The organism is Marinoscillum pacificum, assembly GCF_024714495.1.
Classification (GTDB): Bacteria; Bacteroidota; Bacteroidia; order Cytophagales; family Cyclobacteriaceae; genus Marinoscillum; species Marinoscillum pacificum.
Window position 1 is genome coordinate 146,075 of record NZ_JAMZMJ010000010.1, and the last position, 15,665, is coordinate 161,739.

The 15,665-nt window shown below is 37.6% G+C and carries 16 protein-coding genes; 12 read left to right on the top strand and 4 right to left on the bottom strand.

The window, feature by feature from the left end; translation table 11 throughout:
* The first annotated feature begins 46 nt into the window (after positions 1 to 46).
* Genes NXS00_RS19710 through NXS00_RS19730 form a run of 5 tightly spaced genes read left to right on the top strand, consistent with a single transcriptional unit; the run spans position 47 to position 3,939 of the window.
* The gene (locus NXS00_RS19710) at positions 47 to 1,168 is read left to right on the top strand and encodes a hypothetical protein (RefSeq protein ID WP_258100987.1); all 1,122 of its coding nucleotides are present in this window, start codon (positions 47 to 49) and stop codon (positions 1,166 to 1,168) included.
* Between the two features lie 11 nt (positions 1,169 to 1,179).
* Positions 1,180 to 1,941: an SDR family oxidoreductase gene (locus tag NXS00_RS19715; protein ID WP_258100988.1), complete on the top strand. Its 762-nt coding sequence runs from the start codon at positions 1,180 to 1,182 to the stop codon at positions 1,939 to 1,941.
* A gap of 1 nt (position 1,942) precedes the next feature.
* On the top strand, positions 1,943 to 2,401 hold the full coding sequence (locus NXS00_RS19720) for a 3-hydroxyacyl-ACP dehydratase FabZ family protein (protein ID WP_258100989.1): 459 nt from the start codon (positions 1,943 to 1,945) through the stop codon (positions 2,399 to 2,401).
* Positions 2,402 to 3,682 carry a beta-ketoacyl-[acyl-carrier-protein] synthase family protein gene (locus NXS00_RS19725; protein WP_258100990.1) on the top strand — a complete coding sequence of 427 codons (1,281 nt, stop codon included), beginning with the start codon at positions 2,402 to 2,404 and terminating at the stop codon, positions 3,680 to 3,682.
* Positions 3,683 to 3,684: 2 nt separating this feature from the next.
* Complete coding sequence (locus tag NXS00_RS19730) at positions 3,685 to 3,939, top strand: phosphopantetheine-binding protein (protein ID WP_258100991.1); 255 nt, start codon at positions 3,685 to 3,687, stop codon at positions 3,937 to 3,939.
* A gap of 14 nt (positions 3,940 to 3,953) precedes the next feature.
* On the opposite strand, the gene NXS00_RS19735 is transcribed toward NXS00_RS19730, so the two are convergent.
* A complete protein-coding gene (locus NXS00_RS19735; RefSeq protein WP_258100992.1) occupies positions 3,954 to 4,880 on the bottom strand; it encodes a fatty acid desaturase in 927 nt (308 codons plus the stop codon).
* A gap of 163 nt (positions 4,881 to 5,043) precedes the next feature.
* Between NXS00_RS19735 and NXS00_RS19740 the strand changes: the two genes are divergently transcribed.
* From NXS00_RS19740 to NXS00_RS19750, 3 genes are read left to right on the top strand one after another with little or no spacing between them, the layout of a single operon-like run.
* Positions 5,044 to 5,916, top strand: a complete 873-nt coding sequence (locus NXS00_RS19740) for a fatty acid desaturase family protein (RefSeq protein ID WP_258100993.1) — start codon at positions 5,044 to 5,046, stop codon at positions 5,914 to 5,916.
* 4 nt (positions 5,917 to 5,920) lie between these two features.
* Positions 5,921 to 6,877: a fatty acid desaturase family protein gene (locus NXS00_RS19745; RefSeq protein WP_258100994.1), complete on the top strand. Its 957-nt coding sequence runs from the start codon at positions 5,921 to 5,923 to the stop codon at positions 6,875 to 6,877.
* 7 nt (positions 6,878 to 6,884) lie between these two features.
* Complete coding sequence (locus NXS00_RS19750) at positions 6,885 to 7,814, top strand: CDP-alcohol phosphatidyltransferase family protein (RefSeq protein ID WP_258100995.1); 930 nt, start codon at positions 6,885 to 6,887, stop codon at positions 7,812 to 7,814.
* Here the strand turns inward: NXS00_RS19750 and NXS00_RS19755 are convergent, their stop codons facing one another.
* The gene (locus tag NXS00_RS19755) at positions 7,815 to 8,909 is read right to left on the bottom strand and encodes a phospholipase D-like domain-containing protein (protein ID WP_258100996.1); all 1,095 of its coding nucleotides are present in this window, start codon (positions 8,907 to 8,909) and stop codon (positions 7,815 to 7,817) included.
* A gap of 69 nt (positions 8,910 to 8,978) precedes the next feature.
* Here NXS00_RS19755 and NXS00_RS19760 point away from each other — a divergent pair, with 69 nt between their 5' ends.
* Positions 8,979 to 10,085 carry a glycosyltransferase family 4 protein gene (locus tag NXS00_RS19760; RefSeq protein ID WP_258100997.1) on the top strand — a complete coding sequence of 369 codons (1,107 nt, stop codon included), beginning with the start codon at positions 8,979 to 8,981 and terminating at the stop codon, positions 10,083 to 10,085.
* A gap of 141 nt (positions 10,086 to 10,226) precedes the next feature.
* Entirely contained in the window at positions 10,227 to 11,105 is an 879-nt protein-coding gene (locus tag NXS00_RS19765; RefSeq protein ID WP_258100998.1) for a hypothetical protein, read from the top strand.
* 72 nt (positions 11,106 to 11,177) lie between these two features.
* Here the strand turns inward: NXS00_RS19765 and NXS00_RS19770 are convergent, their stop codons facing one another.
* The gene (locus NXS00_RS19770) at positions 11,178 to 11,891 is read right to left on the bottom strand and encodes a glycosyltransferase family 25 protein (protein ID WP_258100999.1); all 714 of its coding nucleotides are present in this window, start codon (positions 11,889 to 11,891) and stop codon (positions 11,178 to 11,180) included.
* A gap of 103 nt (positions 11,892 to 11,994) precedes the next feature.
* Here NXS00_RS19770 and NXS00_RS19775 point away from each other — a divergent pair, with 103 nt between their 5' ends.
* A complete protein-coding gene (locus NXS00_RS19775; protein ID WP_258101000.1) occupies positions 11,995 to 12,738 on the top strand; it encodes a hypothetical protein in 744 nt (247 codons plus the stop codon).
* Here NXS00_RS19775 and NXS00_RS19780 read toward each other — a convergent pair.
* Positions 12,735 to 13,841, bottom strand: coding sequence for an exostosin domain-containing protein (locus tag NXS00_RS19780; protein WP_258101001.1), 1,107 nt, complete (start codon positions 13,839 to 13,841; stop codon positions 12,735 to 12,737). The genes NXS00_RS19775 and NXS00_RS19780 overlap by 4 nt on opposite strands.
* A gap of 224 nt (positions 13,842 to 14,065) precedes the next feature.
* On the opposite strand from NXS00_RS19780, the gene NXS00_RS19785 reads away from it, so the two are divergent.
* Positions 14,066 to 15,661, top strand: a complete 1,596-nt coding sequence (locus NXS00_RS19785) for an ATP-binding cassette domain-containing protein (protein ID WP_258101002.1) — start codon at positions 14,066 to 14,068, stop codon at positions 15,659 to 15,661.
* Positions 15,662 to 15,665: the final 4 nt, after the last annotated feature.

Genomic DNA, 15,665 nt, shown 5'->3' on the forward strand with positions numbered 1-15,665 from the left:
GTCACAGGACTAAATTATTTTAGCACAAGACAATCATCATACCAGAATGAATTTTCAAATTTCAGAAGTCACCTCAAAATCTGATCTGAAAGCATTTATAAAATTCCCTTTCAAGCTATACAAGGGAGTATCTTCATATGTTCCTCCTTTGCTAAGTTTTGAACTTAGCACTCTGGACCCTAAGAAAAACCCAGCTTTTGAGCAGGCTAATGCCAAGTATTGGGTTGTTAAAAAGGACAAAGAGATTGTTGGCAGAATAGCAGGAATCTTATTACATCAAGAATTCGAGGAGAAGAAGTTAGTTCGTTTTGGATGGGTAGACTTTATTGATGATAAAGAAGTTTTCACTTTACTCATGGATGCAGTCATTGAATGGGGGAAAAATCAAGGTGCCCAAAGCATGCATGGGCCTATGGGATTCACGGATTTGGATTTTGAGGGAGCCTTAATTGAAGGCTTTGAACACACTGCTACACAGGCTACGATATACAATGCTCCCTACTATCAAAAACATTATGAAGATTTTGGATTTGAGAAAGCTGTAGACTGGATAGAAGGAAGAGGCAATATTCCAGGCAAAACTTCAAAAAAACTGGATCGAATAGCTTCTATTTGCGAAAGTAGATTCAACCTGAAAGCTGTTAAATTCAAAAAAAACAAGGACATTAAACAATATGCTCCTGCCGTTTTTAACCTACTCAATAAATCATATAGTCATTTGTATGGCTACTATCCGTTATCTTCAAAACAGGTCGACTATTACATCAAACAATATTTTGATTTTATTAAGAAAGAGTTCATTAGCATAATAGTTAATGACCAACATGAAGTTGTCGGAATGGCTATTGCCCTTCCCTCCATTTCGGAGGCATTAAAAAAAGCTAATGGTCATCTCTTTCCCTTTGGCTTTATTCACATTTTAAAAGACTTTAATAAAAACACCTTGATGGATCTTTTCCTTATAGGTGTTGATCCTGAATATCAAAAACTAGGTGCTCATGCTATTATATTTAATGACATCCTTTCCAATTTTATTAAGTTAGGCGTCAATCAAATTGCGACAGGGCCGATGCTAGAAACTAATAACGGTGTCATGAATTTATGGCATGAATTTGATGCCGAGGCAACTGGCACATTAAGGAGACGGTGTTACATCAAGAATATTTAACTCATTCACATATGATAAAAAGAGCCTTGATTTTAGGCGGTTCAAGTGGTATAGGAAAAGCTACAGCAAAAAAGGTCGCCGCATCTTTTGATGAAATCATTATCGTTCATAGAGACAGGAAACAAGGAGTTTCCGAATTACATCAATTCACTGATGAAATTTCATCAACCTACAATTGCACTTTTAAAACTTTCAATATTGACGCGACTGAGAAAGAAAAAGCTTTAGAGGTAGTAGGCAATGACACAGAACCTTTTCAATTGGTCCTGCATGCGATAACGAGAGGAAATCTTGGCAGCCTTGACATCACCAGTGATAAACCATTGAGAAGTGATGATCTAAAGCTAACAATGGATGCCATGTGCTTTAATGTACAAATGTGGAATGAAATCCTGGTCTCTTCTAAACTATTAACTTCAGAGAGTAGATTCATCACTCTAACATCAGAAGGAAGTACAAGATCATGGCCTGGCTATGGCGCGGTAGGTATGGCCAAATCATCACTCGAAACACTCACAAAATATTTGGCAGTGGAAATGAGCTCACACGGAATACGATACAATTGTATCCATGCTGGTGTGACAGATACCCCTTCATTGAGATTAATCCCTTCCTATAATGAATTGGTAGATTTTACAAAAAAGAGAAACCCTTATAAGCGACTTACTAAACCAGAGGATGTAGCGAACGCCATTTATTTATTAATTCAACCCGAAGCCAGCTGGATTAATGGTGCTGTTATTCATGTAGATGGAGGGGAACACCTTGTATAAAATGAAAGAGAAAATACCACAAATCCTTGAACTACTCCCCTACAGTGATCCATTCTTATTTGTGGATGAAATCAAAGAATTGGATGAGTCCAGAATAATTGGCACGTATACCATTAAAAAAGATGAGCACTATTTCAGAGGACATTTTAAAGAGAAACCAATTGTTCCTGGAGTGATCATTACGGAAATCATGGCTCAAATAGGCTTGGTTTCATTTGGAATAGGATTGTTATTAAAACAATTTGATGAGCACCCTGAAAAAGGGAATAAAGAAATTCTACCAGTCTTCAGCAATTTTCACGTAGAGTTTGTGAATGCCGTTGGTCCAGGAGCTAAACTTACCATCGAGTCAAAAAAGGTCTTTTTTAGACTAGGTAAATTATTTTGCAAAGTAAAGTGTATGCACGAGGAGACCATTGTTGCTAGAGGTGAACTTGGTGGAGTGTTAATTAGTAAATAAATGAATCAAAAAAGAGTAGTAATTACTGGGATGGGAGTAGTTGCTCCAAACGGAGTTGGTATTTCCGAATTTTCAGAAGCGTTATATAGAGGGAAATCAGGAATTAAATTCCAGGAGGACTCAGCCAATCAAAACTACAGATGTCAGGTGGCAGGAGTACCGACAGTTTCCGAAGAATACATTGATAAATATTTCCCCAATATTTACAAAGAAGTAATAAAAAACAATGCCATCAAGTACGGGTGTTTAGCAGGCCTTGAAGCGTGGGCAAATGCGGGACTTTCACCTAGCAAAGAAAGAAAATCAAGATGGGGAATGGTATTTGGAGCTGGCGCTCCTGGTTTAGATGAATTTATCATTGACCCAATTGAGAAGCTAAATATTGGAAAGTCTAGAACGGTTGGCACCACTCTGGTTCCACAATCTATGACTAGCGGCACTGGGGCATACCTAAATCAACTTTTAGGATTAGGAGGCCCCGTAATCAGCAATTCATCTGCCTGCAGTACAGGGAGCGAAGCGATTTTAATAGGTTATGAACAAATACAATTAGGCAAAGCAGATATAATGCTGTGCGGAAGCACAGAAGGAATAGGTAGATTTATTTGGGGAGCGTTTGACACCATGAGAATTCTCGTACCCAACTCAAATGACGCTCCAGAAAAAGCAAGCAAACCTATGAGTCAGAAATCATCTGGATTTGTACCGTCTGGAGGTGCTGGTACTCTTATTCTGGAAACTTTGGAATCTGCACAAGCTAGAGGTGCTAACATACTAGCTGAATTAGTAGGTGTATCTCAAAACTGTGGTGGTCAGCGTAATGGAGGCTCTATGACTGCTCCAAATTCTGAAGCAGTTATTGAATGTATAAAATCTGCCATTAATCATGCCAATATTGATGCTTCCGAAATTGACTTAATATCTGGTCATCTTACTTCTACAATGGCAGATCCAATTGAAATCGAAAACTGGGTAACAGCACTAAATTTACCTCCTGATAAACTACCAGCAATCAATACTGTGAAGTCCATGATAGGTCACGCTATCTCAGCCGCTGGATCTATTGAATCTGTAGCTTGCATCATTCAGTTAACTGAAGGTTTCATTCATAAAAACATCAACATTGATGCCGATACCATACATGAGAAGATTAAGAATATTTACCCAATAGAGAAAATACCATTAGAAACTGAGCGAAGAGAAATTCAAACAATAATTAAGTCTAATTTTGGATTCGGTGATGTAAATTGCTCGCTAATTTTCAGCAAATTCAAGCCGTAATTATGGAATTAAAAGAAATACAGGAGAAACTCACACCAATTATCAGTAAGTACTTACCTGATGAAGTAAAAGTAGAAGAAATCACTCCAGAAAAGGATATTCTGAAAGATTTACAAATTAACTCCGCTTATTTAATTGACATCATTATTGCAATAGAAGAAGAATTTGATATTGCAATAGATGATGACTCCATTGCCAAGATAAACACCGTTCAGGAAGCAGTGGACGTTATTGTCAGCAAAATAAATGAAAAGTAGAAGGTGATTACTTTCTACCTCTTCACCCGCGAATTCAACCCTATATTTTTCTGAGTAAGAAAGTGATAAATCACCTTCGTCCAGGAATTGTAAGAATGCAATCCTTCATAATGCTTGCTGGCTTTTTCTCTCAAGACTGGCAATCTAGAACCTGGAACATTTGGAAAATCATGATGCTCATTGTGGTAGCCTACGTTGAAAACCAACTTATTTAATGGCCCATAATAGGAATATGTCTCCTGACCAGGCTTAGTAACATAGTGCTCAGACACAAAGTGACCACCCAAGGGATGAAGACCAGTTGCTAATATCACAGATAAAGCCATGTATAGCACACCTATCCAACCTACAAAATTCAGATACGTTAAAACAAAAATGATTTGGACCACTAAGTTGACAAACTCCCATTTATTGGGTTTTCTTGGATAAACCATCAATGGCCGTAAAGCGTAAAAGAGAATCTGAAAAAACATCCAAATAAATTTCCCTACAAAACCTCTAAATAGCTTCGCTTCCAATCGTGTAGGAAGATCTGTATCAATTTTATCTTCTCCTTGTTTCCAATGGTGTTCAAGGTGATATGCTTTAAAAGCCATTGCAAATGGAAAAACCAAGGGCAGATTGACCAAAATGGCTAGCCAATTGTTTTTCGCTTCTGATTCAAAAGCAAGGTTATGGGATAATTCATGAATGGCTAAAACCAGGATATGCACCAATGTAGTACCTACTAAAAACAACACTGCGATGAACCCCCAAATATTAGACGGCACATAAAATGACACTGCTAACTGTAACAGTGAGACAAGCAAAACTTTGTACTTCAGACCAGCATCTATACCCATTAACTCCTTCACCTCAGGCACTTCTTTCAAAATCTGCTTTCTACGCTGAAAATGAGGCTCTCGTCCTTCCTCCCAAATGAAATCTTTAGTAGCTCCCATCCAGCAAATTTAAACATTGTACTTTAATTGAAAGCCAGAAGATTAATTGATAGACAGCTAGTATATCTCCTATTTTTCATGTTCATCTTTAATATTCCAATACTGACATTAAAAAATTCTCAACGTTTAGTGATTTGATTAACTTTGTGACAATCAATATTCTATGCTTAGATACAAAGCCGATATTAAGACCTTAGTCTATCTAACTTTCACCTCATCCCTGATGCTGGTATTATTCTTTTATCATGAGCAAATCCAATCTGCGATTTTGTGGATACTTTATGGTATAGAATTGGTTATGGCTATTACTGTGGGAGTTATTGTTCATAATCATCGCCATGTAAGCATCTGGAAAAACAAAACCTTGAATAATCTCACGGACTGCTGGTTGACAGTTCTATACGGGTTCCCTGTATTTGGATGGATCCCCACTCATCTTCAGAACCACCATACACATACCAACAAGGAACCAGATTATACGAAGACCTACGCATTCTCTGAAAAGAATAACTTATGGACTATCATTTACTATCCGATGTATAGTAGTGGGGTTCAACTGAAAGCTATCAGACGCTATCTTTCTGATTTGAGAACAAAAAATCGAGAAAAATTCATTGAACATATTTTCCAGATCATATCATTGGTTCTATTCGTTGTAGCTGCATTCATTATTGACTGGAAAGCGGCTATTCTCTTCGTGATAATCCCTCAACAAATCTCGCTCAACAGTGTATTAGTATTTAACTACGTACAGCATATTCATGCAGATGAAGAATCAGAATACAATCACTCCAGAAATATAGAAGGCCCACTAAATACCTTCCTATTCAACAATGGACTGCATACTGCGCATCACATAAAACCTCATCTACACTGGAGTCGTTTACCTGAATTTCATGCTGAAATCAGAGACAAAATCGATCCTAAATTGAATGAAAAAAGTCTGATCTGGTATTTAATCAGGCAATACTTATTATCACCATTTAACTCTAAATGGTCTACTGTATCCATGCGCCTTACGCGTGAAAAAGTCTGATAATATGTTGAAATTAAAATATAAATCAGATCGCAAAACACTTGCAGCTGTTACCCTGTACTTTGTCAGCACAGGACTGATCTGGTACTATTTCCCTCAATTGCACATAGCACTTCAGATCTTTGCAGTTATTTTTTTATGTATGCTCTCCTTTATATGTGCTGTGATCGTTCATAACACGGTCCATGTACCTATATTTAGAAGTAAGCGAGCAAACAAGGTGTTCCAAATCGTACTTTCTATGACTTATGGATATCCTGTAAGTCCGTTTGTGATAGGTCATAACCTAAGTCATCATCAACACACAGGCAAAGATCAAGACATTGCCAGAACGGATAAGTTAAGGTTTAAGTGGAATTTTCTCAATCAAGCATTGTTCTTCTTTGTAACCTCTGACAGCATCATGAAATCTGAATGGCTATGGATCAAAAAAATGTGGAAAGAAGATCGAAGAAGCTGGGTTATTCAATATTTCTTGGAACTGATTGGTGTAGGCTTAATTAAGATTCCTCTTTTATTTTTCAATTGGCCAGTGACGTTATTAACTATTTGGCTACCGCACTTATGGGCTCAGTGGGGCATCGTAGGAACTAACTTTTGGCAACATGATGGCTGTGATGTTTATCATGAATATAATCACTCCAGAAATTTTACCAACAAGCTGTTAAACTTTCTGGTATTCAACAATGGGTACCATGGTTTGCATCACAATAATGCAACGCTACACTGGAGTGAACTACCAGAAATATATGAGAAAGAATTTGCTCCAAACATTCATCCAAATCTAAATCGAAACTCTTTATTCATGTATTTGTGGGAATCTTGCGGGTGGCCTGGAAAAAGACTAGACTATTTGGGAAACCCAGTCGTTTTAGATAAAAACAAACAGGAAGATAGCCTGGAGTGGATCAACCACAAGGATTACAAAAAGAACATTGAGCACTTAGGAGCCGAAGTTTAACTAAATAATGAGTCAATTGAATTTCATCAGTAGACATTATCAGGAAGTTTTAGCCTCGATTAAGCAAATAGATGTAGAAGAAACATTTGATCTGTACTTCAGTCGTTTTTTCGGTTTGTTATTTGCCAGGCTAGGAAAAACACTCAATCTAACACCTACTCACGTAAGTTTTTTAAGCTTGGGTTTTGGTGTTCCAGGAGGTATTTTGCTTTACTGGCAAACAGATGTTTGGATTATTGCAGTTGCTTGCTTTCTTATAACGCTTGCAGGAATACTAGATAGCGCAGATGGCCAACTAGCCAGGATGACAGGAACGTCAAGTGAATTTGGCAGAATGGTGGATGGCACTATTGACAACATGGTATTCATGGCATGCTACTTCGCAGGAATTGCCTATTTCAAAGACATCTATGGCCTTCTTACCATAGTTGCTATTGCAGGAGCCTCAGGTTTTGTTCATAGTGTCAAGTCTGCCATCTATGAATTCTATAAATGTGAATACCAGGAATTGATGGAAAACAAAGAAGAAAGCAGTATTCCATACACTTCCAAAGAAGTAGAAATTCAGGGGAACCGATGGTACCATAAGGTGATCTATTATATTATCGTAGATTACACCAACAAGCAATTGAAGTTTATAACCAGAAGCATTGCTCAGCGCAAATCCATGCGAGAACTCACTACCAACTCCGAAATTTCCCGACGATTTTTAGAGCGTTACAGAGATTACAATAAATCTATGCTTAGCTGGTGGGCTATTTTCTGCGGCACCAACACTCATAGAACTGCCATAATGGTCTGCTCCCTTTTTGGCAGAATAGATATTTATTTCATTGCCAGTGTTGCCTGGACCATTTTCATTATTCCTATTTCCTTAATTCAAGCGAAGAGAGACAAAGAGCTTCTTCAAGAATTTTCATTTCAGAACGCCGCTTAATTAAGATTTAGGTTTCAATACTGCATTGGAGGTCAGCTGACAAAAACCCTTTAAGCCTTTCATGATCGCTTTTGCTTTGGTGGCCTTAACAGTTCCTGGCTGATATTCTACTGACGCCTTCGTCATTGGATCCAGTACTCGATTTGCAAACTCATTGACAATTGCCCGATCTTCTGTAATCATCACAACCTCCTGCTCAAAGTGATAACTGATTAAGTCATAATTACTACTTCCGAAAACAAGTTTATCACTGTCAATTAGAATAGCTTTCAAATGAAACATCCCAGGATGATGAAAGAGCTTAAAGAACCCTTTATTACTCTGTGAAAGGAGGTAATCAAAAAACAAGCCTTTATTATTCTCCTTTGGAGAGATAATACTCACTTCTACACCAGATTCCGCTATACTCTGAAGCACTGGAAGCAAAGGCTCTGATACATAAGGAGAAATAACAGTAATTTTTGATTGAGCTTGTCTAAGAATGTCAAAAAACTCCTCATACAGACTTTTACTTCTCACTCCATTGAGAAAAAATAATTGATGCCCTTTAAGATTTTCCTTGAGTGACTGGTTTGAACCGTTCCAAGTGGTTAAAAAATCCGCTCGGATTGCTTTGCCTATGGAAAGATCCTCCATCTCAAGCATCATATCATGCCACTCAAAATTGTGATCGCTAAAGTTTATCCCACCCAAGTATGAGTATCTACCATCCACCACCATCATCTTTTTATGATTTCGAAGCGGATATCGAAGCATCAATGGGCCTGTAGGATTCACAAACTTGACCTTTATCCCATTCGCTTCAGCTTTAGCTAACAACCTATATGTATTCTTTACTTCTCCCTTAAAGTTTGGATCTCTCAAATACTTCAGCCCAAAGACAAAGTGATCACTGACGACAGCTTTTGAAAAAGAATCAATTATGAGTCGCTTATCTCTTGCAGGGCTTTGCAGCATCAAATGAATTAACTCCTCCCCTGCCGCATCTCCTTCAAAAGTCATTGCTTGCACATAAAGAGATTCTTTAGCTTCTTGAGCTCTAACACTCAATGCTGCCATAAATTCACTCGCTCCTATTAATATTTGTGACTTCATTATAAGACTTTCCTATTTTTGGGGCATACAAGATTAATCAAATCCACTAATACCAAGACACAACCACCCATGAAGATTGCTCAGGTTTGCCCATATGATTTTTCACGTCCTGGTGGGGTAAAAAACCATATTGAGTCTTTATCCAAATATCTGAGACAAATGGGTCACGAAGTGAAAATAATTGCCCCCAATCCCAATATTTCTGAGGAAGGTGTTTATCATTTTGGAGGTAACAGGAGTCTAAACTTGGGCGGCACCAAAATTGATATCAACATCGCATTAGGAGCTGAACGAAAAGCACTAAAAAACTTCCTTCGAAACGAGCAATTTGACGTTATTCATTTTCACACTTTTTGGAATCCAGCGCTACCATTTCAAATTAGAAGATTTAGTAGAGCAAAACATGTCACCACCTTTCACGACACACCAAAAAGCCAATTTGTCGGAAAAAACATCATGCCAATAGCTGCTAAGGGTGTTTTCACATTAATGGATGCCATCATTTCAGTAAGTAAAACACAAGCAGCATACATCAATAGGTTTTCAAAAAGAGAAATCTCTATCATTCCAAACGGTATAGATTTAGCGGAGTACCAACAACCTATTGAGCCAATAAAAAAGTATGACGATGGTAAATTCAACATCCTATTTCTCGGAAGGCTTGAAGAACGAAAAGGAATTTTGCACGCATTGGAGTCTTACAAAATTGTCAAAAAGGCAAACCCTGACATCCGACTAATCATTGCTGGAGACGGTGATGAGAGAATCCAAGCAGAAAACTTTATCAAAATACATGAACTACAGGATATTGAAATGCTTGGGTTTGTTTCAGAAAGCGAGAAACTTCGACTTTTAAAAACCGCTGATTTGTATATCGCTCCAGCACTTTTTGGAGAAAGTTTTGGAATCGTTTTGCTTGAAGCAATGGCTATGGGCACACCCATGTGTGGCTATGGAAATGAAGGCTACCTAAATGTGCTTTCAGAAAAACAACGTGCGTATTTCGCCTCACCGTATGATACTGAAAGCTTAGCTGCTAAGACTTTGGCTCTGATTAGCGATCAGAACGAACAATCAAAAATGATTTTAGAAGGGAGTCAAGTTGTTCAACCATTTGATTGGGAAATCTTGACAACTCAAATCGAGAATGTTTATAAACGCGTCCTAAAAAATTAAATTAAGGTCATGTTTCGTTATGATTCTGCATTTAATCATAACACTCCATAAATTAACAATTAGAAGAATCAAATTATTTTGTTTAGAGTGTCTGGTTAGTTCCGACACCAGATAAATTTGCAAGGATTAAACAAACAGGTATTGACTAATTTATTAATGGGTTTTGCCCATGGATATGACATTGGGGATCTAGAAGTTTTTATCAAGAGCTTAAAAGCTCATGGATTTTCTGGTGAAGCGGTTCTATTCACCAACAAAATCAACACCACGAAACGAAAGGAAATTTACCAGACCTATAGTGTTACCTGCATTGACTCAAAGGATCCTGTTTTCAAGAAAACACTAAAAGATCAACCAATAATTGATCAGTTGTTGCCCGCTATAAGGAGATACCTGATTTACGAGAGCTACCTCAATTCAGGCCAAGAGTATGGCAATGTGTTTATCTCCGACACAAGAGATGTATTATTTCAAGGAAATCTAGATGATTATGAAGTGAAGGATGAGCTTCATGTTTTTTTAGAACGCGATAACAATTCCATTGTGGAAAACTCATTTAATCGAAATTGGATACTCAATGGTTACGGTGAAGAAGGTCTTGCTCTGATTGGGAATAAAACCATTTCTTGTTCTGGGTTTACTTTTGGTAGCCATAAACAAATGGCCAATTACCTCAAACTCATGAGCGATGAGATTGTCAAGTTTCACAATACTCAACCTAAAATAATCGGTGGTATTGATCAGGGATTTCACAATTACCTGGTGCACACCAATAAAATTGACAACTGTATCATACACCCCAACAAAACCTTTGGTGTTATTACTTGCGGACGGGAAAGCAATCTCAAATTAAAGGATGGGATAATCCTAGATGACAATGAGTGTGTTCAAACAATCGTACATCAATACGACAGGAACACAGATATCTACAAAGAGCTAAACCCATACCGATACAATAAAGAACAAGAGATCAAAAGGAAGCGGGAGTCTAAATCATTTTGGTCAAGATTATTCAACTAATCCTGTATCAAAGCAGACGGAAAACCTCTTCTAAGACTTATAGATACTCTAGATCAAAATACTGTAACTCTTTTATTTTTTTGATTTCAATGCTATAATGGAACAATAGATTGACCAATAAGGCATCTTGAAAAGCAGAAGTAAGGAGTACTTTAAAAAATCGAATAATCGAAAGGGCTTTTGCCAGGCAAGGCGTAAGTATTCGCTAAATTTTTCGGTGATCCCATTTAAATGCGAAGCTGTTCCCCAGGGACCTACCTGAATGGCTCTTCCAGGCACTAAAGCAAAGGCTTTATCTGTACTAGACCGCAAAAGTCTATCTCCAAAGATTCCAGTCCAAGGCTTTCTAGCCATCAACTTAGCAAACTCCAAATTCATCGCATATGCATGACGATCATTGGTGCGAACCTTTATAATTCCAGAATATTCTGTTCGCTTGGCATAAGTGTCCTGCCTGAAATCAGGCTTGTGACCAAAATAAAAGACATCCCACTCTTGCTCATTTAGAAACTGCTGATAGCTAGACGGAGAGACTTTTGATAAAAAATGAACGTCATCCTCAAAGATCAGACAATTGCTTAGCTTGTTTTCAGCTATGTAGCAATAGACATCATAGTGAGCATTGAAACAACCTCGCTTAGAATCCTCAGTGTCAGGCTCATTTTTAAATACTTCAACAAACCCTTTCGGCAAACCTAAACTTTGCTCTATGTGAGCACACTTGAGTTGGATGAATGCTTCATCATTTTTAGTTGTCAGAAGTATAGCTTTGCTGAAAAATGTCATCTAAAGAAATTAATCTTATTTAAGCTCAAAGATGTACAGAATTACATTCTTAACTTATCTGAATAAATCATTAACCTATTGAAATAGGTATCTTCGCCACTGAATGAGCGAAAAAGTGACCATATTGATCCCATCATGCGATGCATATGCCGATGCGTGGGAACCCTTTTTCTACTGCTTCAATAGATCATGGCCCGATTGTCCGTTTGAAAAAATCTTGATTTCGAACCATCTTGAAGCACCAGATACTAAAACCAAAACAATCAAAATTGGAGATGATAAAGGGTATTGTGACAACTTAATTTACGCTTTAGAACAGATCGATTCTGACTACATTATTCTCTGGCTCGAGGACTTATTATTGGCAGCAATACCAAAAGGTGACACTACAGTGATCATCAAGGAGGCCATACAAGCTAATGCTGGGTACTTAAGATTATGGCAAATTTCTAAAACCCAGGCCTCCTCATCAGATCTGTTTTATGAATTACCAAAAGACTCTAAGTTCAGAGTGAGCTTAAAACCTGCTTTGTGGAAAAAATCTGTTTTACTATCCCTACTTGTTCCTGGGGAATCTCCTCACGATCTAGAACGTAAAGGATCCATAAGATCAAATGAACTTCCAGAAAAGTTCTTATCTCTAACTAAAAATTCTGAGGAGTACAGGTTCAGTACAGTAAACCTGATTTACAGAGGTAAATACGAACAATCGGCACTTAATTACCTAAAAAAGATTGGCTTTGATATAAAGCCATCCAACAGAAAAATAAAGCCGCAATTTCTTTATCTCCTTCAACACAGACTATTGAACCCAATTGCTCGGCTTTTCAAGTTACTAGGTAATTAGCTTTTTAATATCCGCTGATAAACCGAGTACATGGTCATATAAAAAGCATCTCCAGGAACTGGTTTTTTGTGATACACAAAGTGTTTCAATGCCGCTTTTAAATGAAAACGCTTGTCTTCCCACTCCTGCGGAGTGATACCTTTAAGAATATCATACGACTGTTGGATTTTATCCATTGGGACCAAAACGGCAAACTTGGTCCAATCCAGCAAATCTGAAAATGGCAGGGTATATTGTTCATAGACAACAACAGGAACAGCACCAAACCACATCCCTTCAAACAATCGTGGAGACCACTCGGAACTTCCTGGAAAATGAAAATAATATTTAGACTGACTGTAATAAGTTAAATATTGTGCGAATGGAACATGATGATCTATCCATAAACACTCGTCCGTCCGTTTTTCATGCACCCAGCCTCTCTGACCGTAGATCATCCCAGCATAGTACCCAAAGTATTTACGTTGATCAAACGGTATATCGAAAGCATTTATGTCAGCTGCATATTTCGGAATCTTATAATCCTTCATGCATACACTACTCACATCTTTTTGAGGGTTGAAGAAACCTCGCTTGGCATCAGCACTATTAACAACTAAATGTGCATGCTGAAACAAGTCGTTATTTACCTTCTCGAGAAATTCTGTACCCAGTTTGGATGAAAAATAAATATGTCTTTTCCCTTGCTCAAAATAGGCTGAATCAACTGCTCTGGCTATTGCTTTCTTTAAAAACCATTCTTCTAATTTCCTCTTCTGGTTGAACTCAAATTCTCCATCTGTTTTAGGATTAGGCTTTATTCGAAGGACCTGCAACAGCTTCCACCATATTTGCACCAGCATGTAGTACATATATGGAGTTGCTGGCAATACAAAAGCAGATGCTTTATGTTGATCTCTGGTGTAAAACTTAGTCTTCGTTAAGCTTTTTAAAAAGTAGTGTTCAACTAAATAGCCTCTATTAGCACTTATGGAAAAGGGAATTTGAAATCGAGATTCATATTTGTATACCTTAAACTCCTTTTCCATCTTTTGGAGTTCCCTGGCAAGATCATCAGCATTTCCACTCAAATAAATACCGAAAGCAGAAGAGGCTGGACGCAACTTCTCTAATCCATACTCATCGTGTATATGGGTTGATTTCCTTCCTTTCGGTCGAAAAACTATATAGCTAATTAATTTCTCTTTAATGGCCACTTAATTGCAATGCTCTATCCACTGCAATATTAACGAGAATCTCATCGCTCAAGCATTTAGCTAAAGGCTAATTTATATGGTAGTTTTGCCCCGGCTTTAATTACCCAATAAGCAGATAATCAAAAAACACAATGAGTTTCGTTTGGAAATACCTCAAAGGAAGTTTAACAGGATTAATCATCGCAACCTTAATGAGCACACTATCAGGTTTAGGAATAGTGTACATCATGCGAAGCTTTCACCAGGCAGTAAAAAAAGGATTGGATAACCCAACCATGTTTTTCACTTCTGTGGGCATTGGACTTCTCGTATTCATTGTATTTGGCCTTATTTCCGAAAAAACATTATCGAGAATCACCAATCGCATTATTCTTGAAATGCGTATTGACTTTAGTAATCTCATCTTCCAATCTGAATACGAAGAGGTAGAGGGTAAGAAGAAAGAGCTATTCTCCAGTATGATATCTGATATCAATGGGTTGTCTCGTATCATAGAGAAGTTGCCAGGAGCAAATAGGAACTTTGTCATCGCTCTGGCAGGAATCATATATCTGGTTACAATAAGCTGGCTACTCACACTCATCATGATCGCATTTTTTGGTGTGACGTATTTGATCATACTACGACGCAATGTATTGGCATATAAACTCACTATGTCTTCCAGAAAAAGCTGGGATGCCGTCTACAACAACATTCATGACATTATCTATGGTATAAAAGAGCTGAGTCTCAACTCATCCCAAAAAGACACTTTTATAGAGAATCATCTAAAGAAATCAGGAGAAATAGAAGCTCAAAACAAAATCAGTTTAAGGTTCTTCAATCAAGCAACAGGAAAGATGTCCGAAACAGTCATGATATTGGGTATTTGCTGCATGATCCTGCTGAGTATTTCAGTAGATGTTTTGAATATGTCTGCATTCGCGGAGTTTCTCACAATCTCTTTATTTATCGTCAATCCATTGTCCAGTGTCTCCAATTTCACCAAAGATCTGGTACCATTGAAAGTTTACACCACGCACATACAAGAAATAGGCATTGAACTTTCTAATGCGAAAGACGATTCACAAGAGGATAGAATAGAATTAGAGTCCATTAATCAATTCATCTCCTTACAAAACGCGGAATATACTTATCGACGAGGAGATGACTCCCATTTTCACCTTGGGCCTGTTTCTATGGAGATCCCAGCAAATCAAATTACCATAATATACGGCAGTAATGGCAGTGGTAAAACCACGCTATCAAAAGTTATCGCTGGTCTATACAAAATAGAAAAAGGCCAATTAGTTTACGGTAATGAGCAGATCAACAGAAATAACCTACAGAGTTTTAGAAATAAGATATCTGCCGTATTTGCTGACAATCACCTTTTTAAGAACAACGATATCTCTCAGGATCAATTACCAAGAGTGCAAGAGCTACTACAACTATTCTCTATAGACAATCACGTGCAAATAGAGAACAACACAGTGATTCATAAAGGTTTATCTACCGGACAATCTAAACGCCTGGCTTTAGTCCTTTCGATGATTGCAGAAAAAGAAATCTATATTTTTGATGAGTGGGCAGCCAATCAGGACCCTCAGTTTAAAAAAGCCTTTTACCATCAACTCATTCCTCAACTCAAAGAGGAAGGAAAAACAGTCATTCTAATTACGCATGATGATCAGTACTTTGACATAGCAGATCACAAAATTCACTTACAAGAAGGCAAAGTCGTTTGATCAA

What these genes read in the sequence shown, in the direction of transcription:
- NXS00_RS19710 (WP_258100987.1), top strand. Translation starts at nt 47, where the DNA reads ATGAATTTTCAAATTTCAGAAGTCACCTCAAAATCTGATCTGAAAGCA.
- NXS00_RS19715 (WP_258100988.1), top strand. Translation starts at nt 1,180, where the DNA reads ATGATAAAAAGAGCCTTGATTTTAGGCGGTTCAAGTGGTATAGGAAAA.
- NXS00_RS19720 (WP_258100989.1), top strand. Translation starts at nt 1,943, where the DNA reads ATGAAAGAGAAAATACCACAAATCCTTGAACTACTCCCCTACAGTGAT.
- NXS00_RS19725 (WP_258100990.1), top strand. Translation starts at nt 2,402, where the DNA reads ATGAATCAAAAAAGAGTAGTAATTACTGGGATGGGAGTAGTTGCTCCA.
- NXS00_RS19730 (WP_258100991.1), top strand. Translation starts at nt 3,685, where the DNA reads ATGGAATTAAAAGAAATACAGGAGAAACTCACACCAATTATCAGTAAG.
- NXS00_RS19735 (WP_258100992.1), bottom strand. Translation starts at nt 4,880, where the DNA reads ATGGGAGCTACTAAAGATTTCATTTGGGAGGAAGGACGAGAGCCTCAT.
- NXS00_RS19740 (WP_258100993.1), top strand. Translation starts at nt 5,044, where the DNA reads ATGCTTAGATACAAAGCCGATATTAAGACCTTAGTCTATCTAACTTTC.
- NXS00_RS19745 (WP_258100994.1), top strand. Translation starts at nt 5,921, where the DNA reads ATGTTGAAATTAAAATATAAATCAGATCGCAAAACACTTGCAGCTGTT.
- NXS00_RS19750 (WP_258100995.1), top strand. Translation starts at nt 6,885, where the DNA reads ATGAGTCAATTGAATTTCATCAGTAGACATTATCAGGAAGTTTTAGCC.
- NXS00_RS19755 (WP_258100996.1), bottom strand. Translation starts at nt 8,909, where the DNA reads ATGAAGTCACAAATATTAATAGGAGCGAGTGAATTTATGGCAGCATTG.
- NXS00_RS19760 (WP_258100997.1), top strand. Translation starts at nt 8,979, where the DNA reads ATGAAGATTGCTCAGGTTTGCCCATATGATTTTTCACGTCCTGGTGGG.
- NXS00_RS19770 (WP_258100999.1), bottom strand. Translation starts at nt 11,891, where the DNA reads ATGACATTTTTCAGCAAAGCTATACTTCTGACAACTAAAAATGATGAA.
- NXS00_RS19775 (WP_258101000.1), top strand. Translation starts at nt 11,995, where the DNA reads ATGAGCGAAAAAGTGACCATATTGATCCCATCATGCGATGCATATGCC.
- NXS00_RS19785 (WP_258101002.1), top strand. Translation starts at nt 14,066, where the DNA reads ATGAGTTTCGTTTGGAAATACCTCAAAGGAAGTTTAACAGGATTAATC.